Raw genomic sequence first — 16,700 nt, forward strand, 5'->3', positions numbered from 1 at the left:
GATACATCTTCAGCGGATGTACCGGCCCTTTCGCGAACAATGCGGATCGCCGCCCCGGTCGCTCCTACTGGAGCTGTGGTGCGTCGGCCCCTTTGTGAGCAAGCTTGCTTCCACTGTCATGCATTCCAATCAATTGGCGATCATTTCCCCTTCACCACCATCTGCGCTGGCGCTTCGCCCAGGGCTTGCCAGTTCGGGCGGTACATGGATTCGACCTGCGGCGGCGGTACGCGGTAGGTGCCCGGGGTGACGGCTCGCGCCAGGTAGAGCAGGTGCACGGTGCTGCTGCCCTCGATGTCCAGAGCTGCCACGTAGCGGTCGCCACGATATTCCTGATGTTTGATCCCGGCGTTTTCCATCGACTCACGGATGGTTTTCACGTCCTCGCTGGCGTCTTCCAGGCTCGCCGCGCTTTGCGCCAGGTTCTGGTTTTCCAGCTCCAGGCCTGCAGGCAGCAGGTCCACCACCAGCGCATCCGGCACGCGCTGTTTGGCACCGATCTCCAGGTGCACCAGCACCAGTTGCCCGGTTTTCAAGGCGCCGATGTTCAGCGGTGCGCCGCTCAGGTTCAGGTACTCGCGGCGGATGCTCAGGTTTTCGCCACCCGCTGCAGGCGTCTGGGTGGGATAACCGGAGACGGTCAGTTGCTGGTAAAGCGCTTCGCTGCTCTGGTTGTGCACCGAAAGCGGCGAGGCCAGCAGCGAACCGTCCAGCTTGAGGCCCGGCTGCCGGTTGCTCAGTTCGCGGGTTTGAGTGCCGCTGGCGATGCTGGCGGTCCAGTCCTTTTCCGGTTTGCCCAGCAGGTTACGGCCAGCCATGAACAGTGAATTGCTTTCCTGCGTGGACAGGTAACGATTGGCGGCCACCTCATCGGCCAGGGCGAACAGGCGCTCATCACGTTTGTCTTTGGCGAGGTCGTTTTCTTCCAGCAATGCCAGTATCAACGCCTGATCACGCAGCGAGCTGCCGTAGTCAGCCAGCCATTCATTCTTGCGGCTGGCGGCCAGACCCGCCATCAGGACCTGGTCGGCGCGGGGTTTGTCGCCCATCTTCTCCAGCGCGACTGCCAGTTGCACCAACGGCAGGCCGGAGCGCGCGTCGCTGCGGCGGTCGAACAGGCTGCGCAAGGCCGCGAGCGGTGCCTGCTGACTGCGCGACAGCACCAGCCCGGCATAGGCCTGCACTGCGAAGCGCGTATGTTCGGCGTTCTGGCTGTAATTGACTTGAATCTGGCCGGCATCCTGTAGATAACGCAGCAGGCGTTCACTGGCTTTCTTCAGCGCATCCGGGGGCACGGCAAAGCCCTGATCGCGAGCGCGCAGCAGGAAGTCGGTGACATACGCCGTCAGCCAGTATTCCTCGTCGCTGTCCGAGCCCCACAGGCCAAAACTGCCGTTGTAACGTTGCATGCCCAGCAGCCGCTCGATGCCGATCTCGACCTTGCGCTTGCGTTCGGCATCCGTTTCGCCGGTCAGACCCAGGCGTTTGAGGGTTGCGACATCGGCATACAGCGACGGGTACAGGCCGCTGGCGGTCTGTTCCAGGCAGCCGTAAGGGTAGGCTTTCAATGCGCGAATCTGTTCGCCGAGGTTCAAGGGCGGACGGCTCGACAATGACAGCAGCGCCTCACGACCGGCCGGTTCGAACGCTTCCAGCGCGCCCTCCGGCAGGCTCCAGGGCTGATCATTGAGCGTGGCGCGATAATGCTTGAGCATCGCCGGGTAGGCAGGGCGCACACCGACGGTCCATTCGCGAGTAAAGGCCGGCAGGTTTTCGCCCGGCAGGTCCAGACCTTCGACCAGCACCTTGATTTTGCCCTGACCCAGGCCGCCTTGCGCCAGCACCGGAACCTTCAGGGTGACGCGCTGGCCCTCCTTGAGCTGCAGGGGCTTGCTCTGGTCGCCGCCCGGAATGCCCAACTGTCCCTCAGCGCTGATTTTCACGTCCAGCTTCTGTGCCTTGCCCGACAGGTTGGAGACGTCCAGCGCCACGCTGGTCTGGTCGCCACCGGCAAGAAAGCGCGGCGTCGACAGTTCGGCGATGATCGGCGCAGCAACCACGGTTTTCGCCTCGGCCATGCCATAGCGGTCGTCGGTCCAGGCTTGAGCCATGATTCGCAGTTCGCCGTTGAAGTCCGGTATATCAACGCTGACTTCACCTTCACCGGCGTCATTGAGCGTCACCGGCGCGCTTTGCAACGCCACGATGGTGACGCTGGTGTCCGGACGTTTGCCGCCCTTCGCCAGTGCATCGCCACCGAACGCCATGCTTGCCAGTCGCCCCTGGCCGGCTTCGATCAGTTGACCGTAGATGTCCAGTTGGTCTGCTCCGTACTGCTTGCGGCCAAACAGGCTGGCAAACGGATCGGGCGTTGCGTAACTCGTGATATTGAGGATGCCGACGTCCACCGCCGACACCAGCACGTGGACTTGTTTGGGGACGCTGCCGTCAGCATTTTTGGCGGCGACCTTGAGGGTCAGCGGTTGTCTGGGGCGCATTTTCTCCGGCGCGGTGACCGTCAGCGCCAGCTTGCGCTGCGCCCGGTCCAGCGGCAGGTGCAGAACACCCACGGCGCGCTTGGGTGTGACATTGGCCTTGCGTTCACCGGGACGTATCACCAGAGCGGTGACGTACAGGTCGTGGCGCGCCCATTTTTTGTCCAGCGGGATGTCATACGATTTGCCTTCGGCAGGCACGTCGATTTCCTGCCACCACAGCGGCCCTTCACTGGACTCGACCAGCAGATAACCCTTGCCCGCAGCCGGCGGGGTGACAGTGATTTTCGCGGTGTCGCCATCGTTGTAGGCTGGTTTGTCCAGCGCCAGCTTGACCTGATCCGGCCTGACCGCGCCGCCGTCAGTGTTGTCCTGCCAGCGATAACCGGCCCAGAAGCGCAGGCTGCTGACCATTCCGGTGGACGGATCTTCCACCTCGACACGGTAAGGACCCCATTCGACCGGGAAGCTGACCTTGGCGGTGGCGTCCTTGGAGATGCTGACGGTTTCTTCGTTCAGGTTGAGGAATTTCTCGTTGAAGTGGTAACTCCAGCCGTCGTCGGCCGAGTAGTTCCAGTAGTAATCGCGGCGCTCGCGGATCAGCCGGACTTTCACGTTGTCAGCGCCCAGCTTGTTGCCAGCCGCGTCGGCCATGACGATTTCAAAATCGGCCGGGCCGTCGCCGTTGGTCTGCGCTTCGCCCTTGGCTTCGTCGTCGTAGTCGTCACTGCCAGTGCTGCTGCCGAACAGTGCACGCACGCCGGGCAGGTGTTCGGCAGGCCAGATCGGCTGCACCAGGCGACGGGTGATCGGCCGCCCGCCAGACTCTTGCAGACTGGCTTGCAGAATCAGTTGCAGCGGCGATTTGGCCTGCGCCCACTCGCTCTGCACGGCGAGCGTCGAATGACCTTCGGCATCGAGGGTGACGGGTTCAAGCTCCAGATCATGCTTGAGGTCTTCTTCGGTGATCGAGCCGAACTGATAACCCGGCAGCTTCGGCACCGCCTCGCGCAGCGGGCGGACATAGACCTGACCGGTCAGCGTATTGCCCGAAGCGGGGGCGCCGTACAGGTAGCGGCCAGTGATATCGAATTGCGGGTTGTCAGCAGGCGCCACCGGCGTGTCGCTGCCCTTGAGCTCCAGCGCCAGACGCTCGGGCAGGAAGTCTTCGACCTTGAATTCGTAAAGCTGCGGCTTGCCGTCGCCCAGCTCGAACACCAGTTGCCAGCGTCCGGTGGGGGCTTCGTCGGCAAGCGGCAATTGATACTGGTAGAAACCATTGCTGTCGGCTTCCCAGACGAATTTGCGGCTGACCTGATCATCGGGACGGCGCACTTCGACGGTGACGGGCTGCGGCTTGACGGTGTTGCCGTCGCTGTCGCGCAGCAGGCCGTTTAGCAGCACGGTTTCGCCGGGGCGATACAGGTCGCGCGGGCCGAAGATGAAGAATTGCAGCGGGTGAGCCTGCGGGCCGGAGATATCGAACTCGGCCAGGTCCAGCGCCGAGCTGTTGAGGCGCAGCATGCTGGTCTGTTCGTCCTTGTGCGCCAGTACCACGGCAGCCTTGGCCGGCAACGGCAGTTGCGCGTGACCGTCGCTGTCGGTCTTGCCCTGGGCGACGACCTTGCCGTTGTCGTCATACACATCGACGCTGATATCACCCAGCGCCTTGCCACCCTCGAGCGCTTGAGTGAAGACGTCCAGACGGTTGCTGTAACGGTGCACCGACAGGCCGATGTCACTGAGCGTCAACAGGGTGGCCGGCTGCGAGTAACTGTAGGTGCCGGAGGCGCGCATCACCGCCAGATAGACACCTGGCTGTTGCAGGGGCTTGATACCGGCTATCGGCAGCAGCAGGGTTTCACGGGTGTTGCGCGCGGGCTTGAGGTCGAAGCGGCCGCTGTAGACCAGGTCGGCCATGGGCAGCAGCTCTTCGGAACTGTAGCTGGACAGGCTCGACGCGCCGTCCCACTGGGCGAGGAAGTTCGGCATCGAGTCGGGTTTGATGCGGAAGAACTCGACATCCACCTTGTCGACGTTCAGCGCGATCACCGGCAGGCCCTCGGCCAGACGGGTCGGCAACAGGCTGCCACGGCTGGCGAAACCGACGGAGGCCTGCAGGTCGCGGGTTTCCAGACGGCTGATGTATTCGGCGGCAAGTTTGGCCTTGTTGACGGCCAGCAGACCGGCATCGACGGTCAGGACCAGTTTGCGCTGCGGCTCCAGGTGGCGCAGGCGCAATTCCATGAGGTTGTCAGATAGCTCCCAGGCACCGTCGACCTTGCCGCTCTTGCTGTCCACCAGGTGAAGTTTTTCGTCGAATTTCTGCTCGGGGTCGAGCGGCACCGAGAAGCTCACCGACAGGGTGCTTGCGCCGTCGACCTGGATTTCCGACACATCGATGACCGTCAGTTCGCGGTCTGCGTAGCGCTTGCTCAGCGCGGCGAGGTCGACTGCGGGTTTGGGCTTTGTGTCGGTGACCGTTGCCTGGGTCGTGGGGGCCGTAGCGGGCGCGGGTTTATCCGTGGAAGAAGAATCACAGGCGCTCAGCAGCGCAAGCGCGCAAGCCAGAAACAATCCTTTGTTTAACATGGGGGCACTCATCGGCAACGGTAGAGAGGATGCGACTATATAACAGTCGTGATGACAAGTATTACTGTCAGATTGACCCGTAAGGTCATCTATCGAACGGACTGACTATCCGTGCCATTGCGCGTTGGCATGCAGCGGGTGACGCAGAGCGTCACGAAATGCATTCCCACTGGAGCGTGCGCAACGATAACGCCGCCGCTTTCGAGGCATGAGTACCGTTTCCGGACGTATCGAAACGCTGGGACACCCTGCGTTTGATCTGGCTACAATGCCCGCCTTGCCGGGGGTTCTCATGTCTACGTTGCTCACTGACTGGCGTCATCGCTCAACCCATCGTCGCGTCTGGGCGCTGGCGACGCCGATGATTCTGTCGAATATTTCCGTGCCGTTGGTGGCGCTGGTCGACAGCGCGGTGATCGGTCATTTGCCCCACGCCCATCAACTGGGCGCCGTGGCGGTGGGCGCCACGCTGTATACCTTCCTCGCCTGGGCCATGGGCTTTCTGCGCATGGGCACCACCGGGTTTGCCGCACAGGCGGCAGGGCGCAGTGACAGCGCTGCCTTGCGCCGGATTCTGTTGCAGGGGCTGCTGCTGGCTGTCGGGTTGGCGTTGCTGCTGGGTGTGATCGCGTTGCCGTTCAGCCATCTGGCGCTGACGATGATGCAGCCGTCTGCCGATCTGCAGCAAATGACCCTGGATTTCTTCCATACCCGACTGTTCGGCCTGCCTGCGGCGCTGGCCAGTTATGCGCTGGTCGGCTGGTTTCTTGGCGCGCAGAACGCTCGGGCGCCACTGGCGATTTTGCTGGTGACCAATGCCGTCAACATCGTGCTCAATCTGTGGTTCGTCATGGGGCTGGACTGGGGCGTGGTCGGCTCGGCACGTGCTTCGGTACTCGCGGAGTGGACGGGCGTGGTGCTCGGTCTGCTGCTGGCGCGCAACACCTTGCGCGCCTGGCCTGGGCGGATCGTCTGGTCGGCCTTGCGGCTGTGGAGCAACTGGCGGCCCTTGCTGGCAGTCAACCGGGACATCTTTCTGCGCACGCTGGCGCTGCAATCGGTGATGTTCCTGATCACCGTGCAGGGCGCTCGCCTGGGGGATGCGACGGTCGCCGCTAATGCCTTGCTGCTCAATGGCCTGCTGTTGACTGCCCATGCCCTGGATGGGCTGGCGCATGCGGTCGAAGCGCTGTGCGGCCATGCCATCGGCGCGCGGGACCGGGATACGTTGCGCCGCTCCCTGGTGGTCGCTGGGGGCTGGTCACTGATTTCCAGCGTAGTGTTCGCGCTGTTCTTTCTGGTGGCTGGGCATGGCTTCGTCAGCCTGCAGACCGATATCCCGGAGGTGCGCGCCACTGCGATGACGTATCTGCCGTATCTGGCGCTGATGCCGTTGCTGGCCGTCTGGAGCTATTTGCTGGACGGCCTGTTCATCGGTGCCACGCGTGCGCGGGAAATGCGCAACGCGATGCTCTTCAGCGCAGCGTGCATCGCGCCGCTGGCTTATCTGGCTTCCAGCCACGGCAACCACGCCCTATGGCTGACGTTCCTGGCCTTTACCCTGCTGCGCGGCCTTAGTCTGGGGACCATTGCCTGGCGGCTGACACGCAGTGACGGCTGGTTCGTTCACTGAGCTTTCGACCCGGTTGCTGCGTTCTTTTCAGACGCCGTTTGCGGCGTGTGCTTGACGAACATGTCCACCTCGTCGACCACTGGTGCCAGACCGCTTAGCAATTTGGCGAATGCGCCGACCAGCGTGCCGTGGTTGGTGCGCGAGAAGTACAGGTCGCGCACCGGCACGCCGGCTTCCCGCAACGACCTGGCCAGGCCGCCCGTGTTGCGCTTGGGGTTGACCAGTGAGTCGGTGTTCGAGGCCATCAGCAATGCCGGTGGTGCGCTGGACGTGACGTGATTGATGGGTTGCGAGTCGGGCGGTGAATTGGGGAAGAAGAACACCGGCTTCACGTCCGGGTTCTCGATGGGCAGGAAGTCGTAAGGCCCGGCCAACCCGATCCAGCCGCTGAGGATGGAGGGCGACAACCCTTCGCGAGCCAGCCAGCGCGGGTCGAGCGCGAGCATTGCGGCGTTGTAGGCACCCGCGCTGTGGCCCATCACGTACAGGCGGCTCGGATCGCCACCGTAGGTGTTCGCATGCTTGTGCGCCCAGGCCAGCGCCTTGGCCGAGTCTTCCAGAAAGCTTGGGTAACGTACCTGTGGATACAGCCTGTAGTCGGCGATAACCACCACCATGCCTCGTGCGGCCAGCGCTTCGCCGACGAATGCGTAATTGGCCTTCGAGCCGCTGTTCCAGCTGCCACCATAGAAAAACACCACGACCGGTGCCTTGGCCGGTTTTGCCTTGGGCGTGTAGACATCCAGCGTATTACGTGGATCTGGCCCGTAAGCCAGATTGTAGACATGATCGACAGGGCCGCTGGGGTTCAACGTATTGAGCAGCTTCAAAGGCGAGCAGCCGGACAAGGCTGCCAGTACGGCACCGGTCATCAGTGTCAGGAAAATCACTCGGATCATAGCGGAGGGGCTCTGGAAGGTAAGTCGGATATGCCTGAGACCGTCACGCTTCGTCCCAGTGCCGCACAGTTGCTGCTACGTCATTCAGTGGCGTGCGGATCACTCGGTGGGCTGGCGAAGCTGATGCGCGGGCTGCTCAGCGTAAGACCGCTGTCATCGATCTGTACCGTGCTTGCCCCGGCATCGACGGTCAGTGTGCTGCCTTCAGCCAGTTCTACGCGGGTCCCGTCCGCCAGTTGCAGTTGCCGGTCTGGCCCGGTGATCAGCTGCCAGTCGAGGTGCATCTCGACGTTATCGGCAGGTGCCTGATCACATCTGTGGCCGCCATCGTCTGCCAGCGCTGACAGGCAGCCGGTGATCTGCGGCGGGCGTTTATCGTCTGCGCAAAAGCTCACTATCACTGCCATGCCACCCCGACACTCAACATCCAGCCCCGCAGCCAGATGCAGCCAACAGCCCGCGTCGGGGCCCTCCGGACGTTGCCAGTCCCATTCGAGGCGCACGTGCACCCGACCTGACGCATCGGTCCTTGCCGGTTCGCCGTCGCTGCCGATGATCCAGCCACGCTGCAGTGGCGCGATGGCAGGGCGCGGTGCCAGGGCAGGTGCTGTTAACCCGGTCTCCCAAGGGCTGGCGCCAAATACCAGCAGGTGGCGGCGACGCGAGTGGACGAAATGGTAGTGAATGCCTTCTGCTGCACACAGCCGTTGGACCAGTTGCAGGTCGGATTCCTGATACTGCACGCAGCTTTCGCGCTCTATGCATTCTGTCTGCAGGTCAAAGCGGAAGGCGTTCTTCAAACCATGTTCTTCCAGCACCTGGGCGATGATCTGCGTGGCAGTCATGTGCTGAAAGATACGTGAGTGCTGACGCAGTCCGAGGCAGGCCAGTCGAGCCCCCATCAGCAGCGTGTAACAGGCCGGGCCGGGGTGGTAGTGCTTGCGGGTCGCGCCGTGGATCTGACCGTGAAAGCCTTGTCCTTGAAAACTCTGCCCCGGAAAACCCTGCTCGCCACCGCAGCTCAGCCAGGCAGGCTTGTACATCAGGCTGGTCAGGTCCAGATCGAAGCCGTCGCCGAGGATTTCCAGCTCGATGGCATACGGCTGGCTGATCGCTTCGGTTGCGCTGAATGATACGACGGTGAAACGGCGTTGCAGGCGGGCAATCTCCAGATAAAAGAACGGCGCGCTGTCGGGGTCGGGCATGGAGGGCTTCTCTACCGGGAATGCGACCGCAGATTCTCGCGCAGAAGCCGGGCAGGGTAGAGGTCTGCAGGTAGAACAGGACGTTGCCTACAGCAGATGTTGGTGGGGGATTACGTCGAATGGGTGGGTTGTATAAGCGCGGGGCATGGGCGGCGGTGGTTACGGGCACCTCTCGTCCCTCACGCTCCGCGTCACGAACTGCATGCCAATGCGGAGCATTGGCATGACAAGCAGTTAGATCTGGCTCCGCGCGAGGATCAGGACGACAGGTACGACGAGCGGGTCAGCCCCAGGCGCAAGGCATCAAGGAAGTAGGTGCGCTCGCGTGGGGTGATCTTGGCGCTGGCGACCTTGTCCCGGTAATGGGTCATCAGTTCTTCCGGCGACAGGTGAACGTAGCGCAGCATGTCTTCGATGGTGTCGTGGGTTTCGATGCCGGCGTGGTAAACGCTGCCGTCCGGGTTCTGGTAGATGTTCACCGAGTCGGTATCACCGAACAGGTTGTGCATGTCGCCGAGAATTTCCTGGTAGGCACCCACCAGGAAGATCCCCAGCAGATAGTCTTCGCCTTCGTTCAGCGAATGCACCGGCATGCTGGTCTCGATGCTCTGCTCATCGACGTACTGCTTGATCTTGCCGTCCGAATCGCAGGTCAGGTCCTGAAGCACGGCACGGCGCACCGGCTCTTCATTCAGGCGGTGCAGGGGCAGAATCGGCAGTACCTGGCCAATGGCCCAGGTGTCTGGCAGGCTCTGGAACACCGAGAAGTTGCAGATGTACTTGTCGGCCAGCTTGTCGTTGAGCTCGTCCAGCACCTGACGATGGGAGCGTTGACGGGCTTTCAGCGAGTTGTACAGGCGGCGGCAGACGGCGAAGTAGCATTGCTCGCCCAGTGCCTTTTCCGACAGGCTGATCTTGCCATCGGCGTACTGGGCCGCGATGTCGCTCATGTAGTGCGTGGCGCGCCAGTAGGTTTCGGTGACCATCTCGATGTCGGTCGGGCCGAGCAGGTCGACCAGCCATTGCACGGTTTCCGGCAGGCTGGCCTTGTCGGCGATTTCCGGGACTTCGTCGTTGTGTTTTTCGACGTCGGTCACCTGCACCACCAGCATGGCGTGGTGGGCGGTCAGCGAGCGGCCGCTCTCCGAGAAGATATGCGGGTGCGGCAGGCTTTGCGCGTCGCAGAATTCCTTGAGCATGCCGACCACCACGCCTGCGTAGTCGTCCATGTCATAGTTGATCGAGCTGGCGTTGCGCGAGTGCGTGCCATCGTAATCGACACCCAGACCACCCCCCACATCGATGTAGTCCACCGGCAGGCCAAGCTTGCGCAGTTCGCCGTAGTAACGGATCGCTTCCTTGAAACCGTGCTGATAGTCGGCCAGGTTGGCGATCTGCGAGCCCATGTGGAAGTGCAGCAGGCGGATGCCCTGATCCAGGCCGGCCTTGCGGAAACGCTCGACCACCGACAGCAATTGCGCAGCCGACAGGCCGAACTTGGATTTCTCGCCACCGGTATCCGCCCATTTGCTCGACGCCAGGGAAGACAGGCGCACGCGCAGGCCGACCTGAGGGGCGACTTTCAGCTCGGCGGCTTCTTCGATCACCAGTTCGACTTCGGACTCTTTCTCGATGACGATGAACACGTTATGGCCCAGCTTCTGGCCCATCAGCGCCAGACGGATGAACTCACGGTCCTTGTAACCGTTGCAGACGATGGTGCCGCCTTTGGGCGCCAGTGCCAGCACGGCCATCAGTTCAGGCTTGGAGCCCGCTTCCAGGCCGATGGAGACGTTCTGCGTGGCGATGATGTTTTCCACCACCGCTTCCTGCTGGTTGACCTTGATCGGGTACAGCGCGGTGTATTGGCTCTGGTATTCCAGGCGCGCGATGTTGCTGTCGAACGCGCCGGTCAGCTGGCGCACGCGGTCCTGCAGGATGTCGGGGAAGCGCACCAGCAGCGGCAGCGACAGGCCGCTCTTGCGCAGGTTGTCGACCTGTTCGTAAAGATCGATGGGCGAGCTGTCCGGCCCGTTGGGACGGACTTCAACGCGTCCCGCTTCGTTGATTGCAAAATAACCCGCGCCCCAATGGCGAATGCCATAAACGCTGCGGCTGTCCGCAACGGTCCATTGGCTGCCATCGTCTTTGCGTGTGCGTCGTACGGACATCGAAGTCCCCTATAAAGAAGTCGTAGCGCCAGCCAGTAGCCAGCTGGGCGCATTGTAATGAGTGGAAATGACGATTTGATTCGCGGGTTCAGCCGCCGGACTTTTTAGCCTTGAAGCCTTTTTTGATCAGCTCTGCCAACAGCAGTTCTACGTGATCACCCTGAATCTCGATCACGCCTTCCTTGAGCGATCCGCCGGTGCCGCAGCGCTGCTTGAGGGCCTTGGCCAGCTCTTTGAGCGGTTCTTCGGCCAGCGGGACGCCGCTGATGGTGGTGACGGTCTTGCCGCCCCGGCCCTTGCTTTCACGACGTACACGGGCAATGCCGTCCCCTTCGGGGATGGCCGTTTGTTTGCAGGTGCACTCGGCAACGGGTTGACGACAATCGGGGCAGTGGCGCCCAGCGTCGGTTGAAAATACCAGGCCACCCAGGGCGGCGAGAGAAGCGGCTTTTTTAGCCACGCAAACATCCTCTTGTTGAGGACTGAAGATGGGTCGGGCTCGTACGAGCCATCGACCGCGAAGCCCCACTCTGGCAGGGGCAGCGCTACTGAAACGGCAGGGCCGGTCCAGTTTGAAAAGGTCGCGCAGTGTAACGGCAAACCGGCCGGTTGCTAAGGGGCTGGATGCGCCAATTTCTGAACACTCGCTTACTGCTCGTTCTCTATCTGTTTGAGGTAGCGTTTCAGCGCTGCCAGGGAGTCAGGGCACCAGGGATTGTGCTCAGCCTCTTGCAGCACTTCGGCGATGGGCATGAAGCGCGCCTCCAGGACCTCTTCAGGTTGCAGTTTCAACGGCCCGTCCCACACGGCTGAAAACACTGCACACCAGAGCCGGTTGCCCGGCTGATCGAAGAAAAACTGTTCGTGGGCCTGCAGCGGCACGCCACTGACCCCTAGCTCTTCTTCCAGTTCTCGCGCGGCAGAGGCCGCATAGCTTTCATCCGCCTGGACCATGCCGCCTGCGGCTACGTCCCAGTAGCCGGGATAAATCGCTTTGCTCAACGTGCGTCGGTGCACACACAGTTCACCCTGGCTGTTGAACAGCAGAATATAAGTGCCGCGTCCTATCAGCCCGCGTTCACGCAAGTCGGCGCGGACCAGCGAACCGAGCAGTCGATCCTGTTCGTCGACCCAGGCGATCTGCTCGGCATCCGAGGCGGCGCGGTGCGCGGCCTCGTTGGCAGGTATGGACATCAGCCCTGATTCAGCAGTTGGCGCAGGTCAATGACTGCGGCGTTGGCACGCGAGATGTAGTTGGCCATGACCAGCGAGTGGTTGGCGAACACGCCGAACGGGCTGCCGTTGAGAATCATCGGGCTCCACATCGGCTCTTGCGAGGCTTCCAGCTCACGAATGATCTGGCGCACGCTGACCGTCGCGTTCTTCTTCGCCAGTACATCGGCAAAATCAACCTCGATGGCGCGCAGCAGGTGCGACAGCGCCCAGGCCTGACCGCGTGCTTCGTAGAACACGTTGTCGATTTCCAGCCATGGCGTTTCGACGATTTCCTCATCGACCTGCGGCACTTCACCGGGCTTGACCGACACAGCGGCTTCGGTTTTCAGCGTGCTGTTGAGTTTGACCCGGCCAACGCTGGCCGACAGGCGTTGCGACAGCGAACCCAGGCGGGTGCCGACATCGCCCAGCCAGTTGTTCAGGTTGTCGGCGCGGGCATAGAACAGCGCGCTCTTCTGGTTGGGATCGGACAGGCGTGCCTGGTAGCGGCTCAGGGACTTGATCCCCTCGGCGTACTGCGACTCGCTCGACGGCAGGAGCCAGCTGCGATTGTTGAAGTTGAACAACGGCTCGGCACGCGCCAGATCGCCGTCTTCAGCCGATTGCGACTGGGAGCGGGCGAAGTCTTTGCGCAGCGCACGACTCAGGTCACGCACCTGAACCAGCACGCCGTATTCCCAGCTCGGGATGTTGTCCAGCCACAGGCCTGGTGGCATGCGATCGTTGGACAGGTAGCCACCGGGCTTGCTAAGCAACGTGCCTGCTACGGTCTTGAGTGTTTCAACCGTCGTGTAGCCGATGACCATCTGTTTGCCTTCGCGCTCGGCGGCGGCTTGCGCATTCTGTTGCACCGGGAACAGCGCAGGCTCCTTGCTCCAGTACCAGCCGACTGCCAGTGCGACCAGCAGGTAGATCAAGATCAGGGCGCCCAGCGCGCGACTGTAGAACAGGTTACCCAGGTAACCGCGGCGTTTGGTCGATGAAGTGTCTGCGGTGCGCGCACCCGCGCTGCCTGCGCGGTTCTTCCAATCCAGCATGGTAGGGTCCTTTCGATCTTGAGTTGAATGCTTCACGAGGCGTTCGACCGCAACCTTACCTCAAGGTGCGGCTTACAGACATTATCTTGAGATTTGAACTGTAACGATCATAGGCGCAGTCTATGCATCGATTGATTTTGCATACTGGCTATGCGCCATCAAAATGTTGTCAAATAAGTGACTTACGACGCTGTTCTGTTGTAACGGAGGTGCTAGCATAGCGCCATCAGCCGTATCGCTCAGCAAAACCACAGTAGTCTGAATATGACCTACCCTGAAGACCCTAGCCGAGATCGCCTGAAGCACCACTTTGCCCAGCGGGTCATTCACCAGGCGCGCCAGATTCTAGAGACGTGGCAACGTCTGCAGAAGGCCGAATGGTCGGTCGGCGATATGGCCGAGCTCAAGGAGTCCACGCAGCGTCTTTCGCGCTTTGCCGAGCGCTTCGAGCAGGCTGAACACAGCGCTCTGGCACAGGAGATCAGTCAGGCCCTGGATGTGGTGGAAGCCAATCGCTGTCGTCTCAACAGTCGTGTCATCACCGATCTCAATCGCCTGATGCAGCGCCTTTCCCGAACCGGGCTGCGCCATGGCGATCGTTTCGAGCAAACGGCGCTGCCACCGTTGCGCAAGCCCGTCTATATAGTGCTTCAGGATCACGAGCGGGCCGAGCGCCTGGCCAAGCAGCTGGAGTTCTTCGGTCTGGCAGCGCTGTCGCTGCACAATGTCGCCGAGTTTCAGCGGGCAATGGCACAGCGGCACCCGGCAGCGATTGTCATGGACGTCGATTTCAGCGGACCCGGCAAGGGGCTTGAACTGGCCTCCCAGGCTCAGGAAGGGCTGGAGCAGAAGCTTCCGCTGCTGTTTTTCAGTGTCAATGAAACCGATACGCCCACCCGTCTGGCCGCGGTCAGGGCCGGTGGTGAAGAGTTTCTGACCGGCGCGCTGGAAGCGTCGAGTCTGCTGGAAAAAATTGAAGTCCTGACCTGCGTGGCTCAATACGAGCCTTATAAAGTGCTGATCATCGACGACTCGCGCGCGCAGGCGCTGCACACCGAGCGTGTTCTGAACGCTGCCGGAATCGTGACGCGGGTGTTGCTTGATCCGATTCAGGCGATGTCCGAACTGGCCGAGTTTCAGCCTGACCTGATCATCCTCGATATGTACATGCCGGGCTGTACCGGCACTGAGTTGGCCAAGGTCATCCGCCATAACGACCGTTACGTCAGCGTGCCGATCATTTATCTGTCGGCCGAAGACGATCAGGACAAGCAGCTCGATGCCATGAGCGAAGGCGGCGACGACTTCCTGACCAAGCCGATCAAACCCCGTCACCTGATCACCACCGTGCGCAACCGCGCTGCCAGGGCGCGAAACCTCAAGGCGCGCATGGTCCGTGACAGCCTGACCGGGCTTTACAATCACACGCATATTTTGCAACTGCTGGAAGATTGCAGCTTTCGTTCGCGACGTGAAGGCAAGCCGCTGTGCTTTGCCATGCTCGATATCGACCACTTCAAGAGAGTCAACGACAGCCACGGGCACCCGATGGGGGACCGTGTGATCAAGAGCCTTGCGCTGTTTCTCAAACAACGCCTGCGCAAAACCGACTTCATCGGTCGTTACGGTGGTGAAGAATTCGCTATTGTCATGCCGGACACTGATATCCAGAGCGCCCACGGGGTACTGGATGACATTCGCCATCGTTTTGCAGAGATCCATTATCCGGCGCAGCCCGCCGATCTGTTCTGCACCTTCAGCGCCGGCGTGGTTGCCCTCGGTGCCCATGACGACAGCCTGAGCCTTGCCTCGCAGGCGGATACTGCGTTGTATTGCGCCAAGCATGCGGGCCGCAATCGCGTGCACTCGGTGCTGGTCGACGTGCCTTATCACGTCGTGCGGACCGAAATCGAAGCCTGATTCCTGCTCAGTCCTGGCTTTCGATCTGTCTGTGCCGCTCCGCCGATTTGCCCGGTGAAAATGCCAGCGCCAGTTGTGTGCGGTTGTGCATGTGCGTCAGGCGCAGTACTTGCGACACATAGAGTTTTACAGTGTTTTCAGTTATGCCCAGTTCGCAGGCGATCTGGTAATTGGTCAGCCCGGTACTGACCAGGCGAGCCACGTCCAGTTGGCGAGGTGACAACTTGGCCAGTGCCACCGGCATCTGCCCGTCACGTTCCTGGCGGTCACGCGCTTTGCGCGCGGGTTGGGGGTTGTTCTGGACGCTGTCCAGATTCTTGTAAAGGTCGTCGATGGAGGCGGCCAGGAACTGGAGCTTCTCGTTGAGCAGGCCCAGTTGCTGACGGTTTTTCTGCCGCTCGTGCAGGGCTTGTACTTGCAACTGCACACCTTCGAGCAATTCTTCCAGATCAACCGGCTTCTGGTAGTAATCGGCTATGCCGGCCCGAAGCGCCTTGATGACGTCTTTCTTCTCGGCCTGGCCGGTCAGCATGATGGCCTCGAACAGGTGCGTCTTACCGCCAGTCATCTTCATCGCTTCGACCATCTCGATGCCGTTCATGCCGGGCATTTCCAGATCACAGAGTACGATGCCGATGGTGCTGTCGGCGCTGAAACGCTCGATGGCCTCAAGGCTTGAGTGGCAACGCACACACTCATAGCCGCTGCTTTCCAGAAACTCGCAGAGTTCTTCAACGATAAGGGGCTGGTCATCGACCACCAGAACTTTCGTGAGCGGGTCGTTATCCACAGGCAACTCCATGCTGTTAGGGGGCCGTTGACGGCGCCCCGATCCATTCAGCAAAACATGACTCGGCGTTATTCGATCAGTGCGGGTATTGATGACAGTACGCCATCGCGATGACTTAACCGTAGTCGTACTTTCTGACTATGTACATAGCAATAAAATTTTCCCGCAGCGTTAGTCGACTAGTGGAGCAGTGCCGTGCTCAGGAGTAAGCCTGCGAACAAGAAAGGTGAAAAAGGATATTTATCTGGCGCCGTGGGGTTCATATACCGATAGCGTTGCGTAACCCATTGCTGTGTCGGGGGCCAGGCACGCTTTGCGACGATAAGCCAGGTCGCCATGGCAACCCCGGCGCCAATAAACGTACCCAGTAGATAGGCACTGTTCGAGGCCAGCGCCAACGCCGTCACCAGTTTGACGTCTGCGGCACCCAACTTGCCGAGTGCATAGCCGGGCAATGTCAGCGCCAATGCCAAGGTCACGGCCAGCAAGGCCTCCCGCGCAGGCGAGCCTAGCCAGGTCATACCGGTCAACGCCAGGTAGATAATAGCCAGCGCTGCGGCGCCGAGTGTCAGCCCGTTGGAAATCTGCTTGCAACGCGCATCCTGTTCGGCGCAAATTGCAAACCATATCACCAGGAAAAATAATTTCATCACGCCGAAGACATCCTGTTATCGGGAAAGAATCTATGCTGTGTTGATGCACTACATGTCAGGGTAGACGTC

Annotated in this window: 11 protein-coding genes; 2 read left to right on the forward strand and 9 right to left on the reverse strand. The window is 61.2% G+C overall.

What is annotated here, in order from left to right:
- Positions 1-140: 140 nt before the first annotated feature.
- A complete protein-coding gene (locus JOE29_RS03070; protein ID WP_210078782.1) occupies positions 141-5,087 on the reverse strand; it encodes an alpha-2-macroglobulin in 4,947 nt (1,648 codons plus the stop codon).
- Positions 5,088-5,379: 292 nt separating this feature from the next.
- On the opposite strand from JOE29_RS03070, the gene JOE29_RS03075 reads away from it, so the two are divergent.
- A complete protein-coding gene (locus JOE29_RS03075) occupies positions 5,380-6,720 on the forward strand; it encodes an MATE family efflux transporter (RefSeq protein ID WP_003340974.1) in 1,341 nt (446 codons plus the stop codon).
- Here the strand turns inward: JOE29_RS03075 and JOE29_RS03080 are convergent.
- The 6 genes from JOE29_RS03080 to JOE29_RS03105 all read right to left on the reverse strand — a co-directional run bounded on the left by JOE29_RS03080 (position 6,714) and on the right by JOE29_RS03105 (position 13,268).
- Complete coding sequence (locus JOE29_RS03080; RefSeq protein WP_017278135.1) at positions 6,714-7,619, reverse strand: alpha/beta hydrolase; 906 nt, start codon at positions 7,617-7,619, stop codon at positions 6,714-6,716. The two genes, JOE29_RS03075 and JOE29_RS03080, sit on opposite strands and share 7 nt — an antisense overlap.
- Before the next feature lie 80 nt (positions 7,620-7,699).
- Positions 7,700-8,824 carry a contractile injection system protein, VgrG/Pvc8 family gene (locus tag JOE29_RS03085; RefSeq protein ID WP_210078783.1) on the reverse strand — a complete coding sequence of 375 codons (1,125 nt, stop codon included), beginning with the start codon at positions 8,822-8,824 and terminating at the stop codon, positions 7,700-7,702.
- Between the two features lie 257 nt (positions 8,825-9,081).
- Positions 9,082-10,995, reverse strand: coding sequence for an arginine decarboxylase (gene speA, locus JOE29_RS03090; RefSeq protein ID WP_003340965.1), 1,914 nt, complete (start codon positions 10,993-10,995; stop codon positions 9,082-9,084).
- A gap of 88 nt (positions 10,996-11,083) precedes the next feature.
- Positions 11,084-11,455, reverse strand: a complete 372-nt coding sequence (locus JOE29_RS03095) for a translation initiation factor Sui1 (RefSeq protein ID WP_003313912.1) — start codon at positions 11,453-11,455, stop codon at positions 11,084-11,086.
- 188 nt (positions 11,456-11,643) lie between these two features.
- Positions 11,644-12,189, reverse strand: a complete 546-nt coding sequence (locus tag JOE29_RS03100) for an NUDIX hydrolase (protein ID WP_096116599.1) — start codon at positions 12,187-12,189, stop codon at positions 11,644-11,646.
- Entirely contained in the window at positions 12,189-13,268 is a 1,080-nt protein-coding gene (locus tag JOE29_RS03105) for a DUF2333 family protein (protein WP_103362556.1), read from the reverse strand. The genes JOE29_RS03100 and JOE29_RS03105 overlap by 1 nt, the downstream gene beginning before the upstream one ends.
- A gap of 264 nt (positions 13,269-13,532) precedes the next feature.
- On the opposite strand from JOE29_RS03105, the gene JOE29_RS03110 reads away from it, so the two are divergent.
- On the forward strand, positions 13,533-15,188 hold the full coding sequence (locus JOE29_RS03110; protein ID WP_210078784.1) for a PleD family two-component system response regulator: 1,656 nt from the start codon (positions 13,533-13,535) through the stop codon (positions 15,186-15,188).
- A 7-nt stretch (positions 15,189-15,195) separates the two neighbouring features.
- Here JOE29_RS03110 and JOE29_RS03115 read toward each other — a convergent pair whose 3' ends face one another.
- Both JOE29_RS03115 and JOE29_RS03120 read right to left on the reverse strand, forming a co-directional pair.
- Positions 15,196-15,990, reverse strand: coding sequence for a response regulator transcription factor (locus JOE29_RS03115; protein ID WP_161632647.1), 795 nt, complete (start codon positions 15,988-15,990; stop codon positions 15,196-15,198).
- Positions 15,991-16,157: 167 nt separating this feature from the next.
- A complete protein-coding gene (locus JOE29_RS03120) occupies positions 16,158-16,628 on the reverse strand; it encodes an A24 family peptidase (protein WP_044312220.1) in 471 nt (156 codons plus the stop codon).
- Between the last annotated feature and the right edge of the window lie 72 nt (positions 16,629-16,700).

The sequence above is a fragment of the Pseudomonas sp. PvP009 genome (assembly GCF_017832995.1).
In the GTDB taxonomy this organism is placed as follows: Bacteria; Pseudomonadota; Gammaproteobacteria; order Pseudomonadales; family Pseudomonadaceae; genus Aquipseudomonas; species Aquipseudomonas syringae.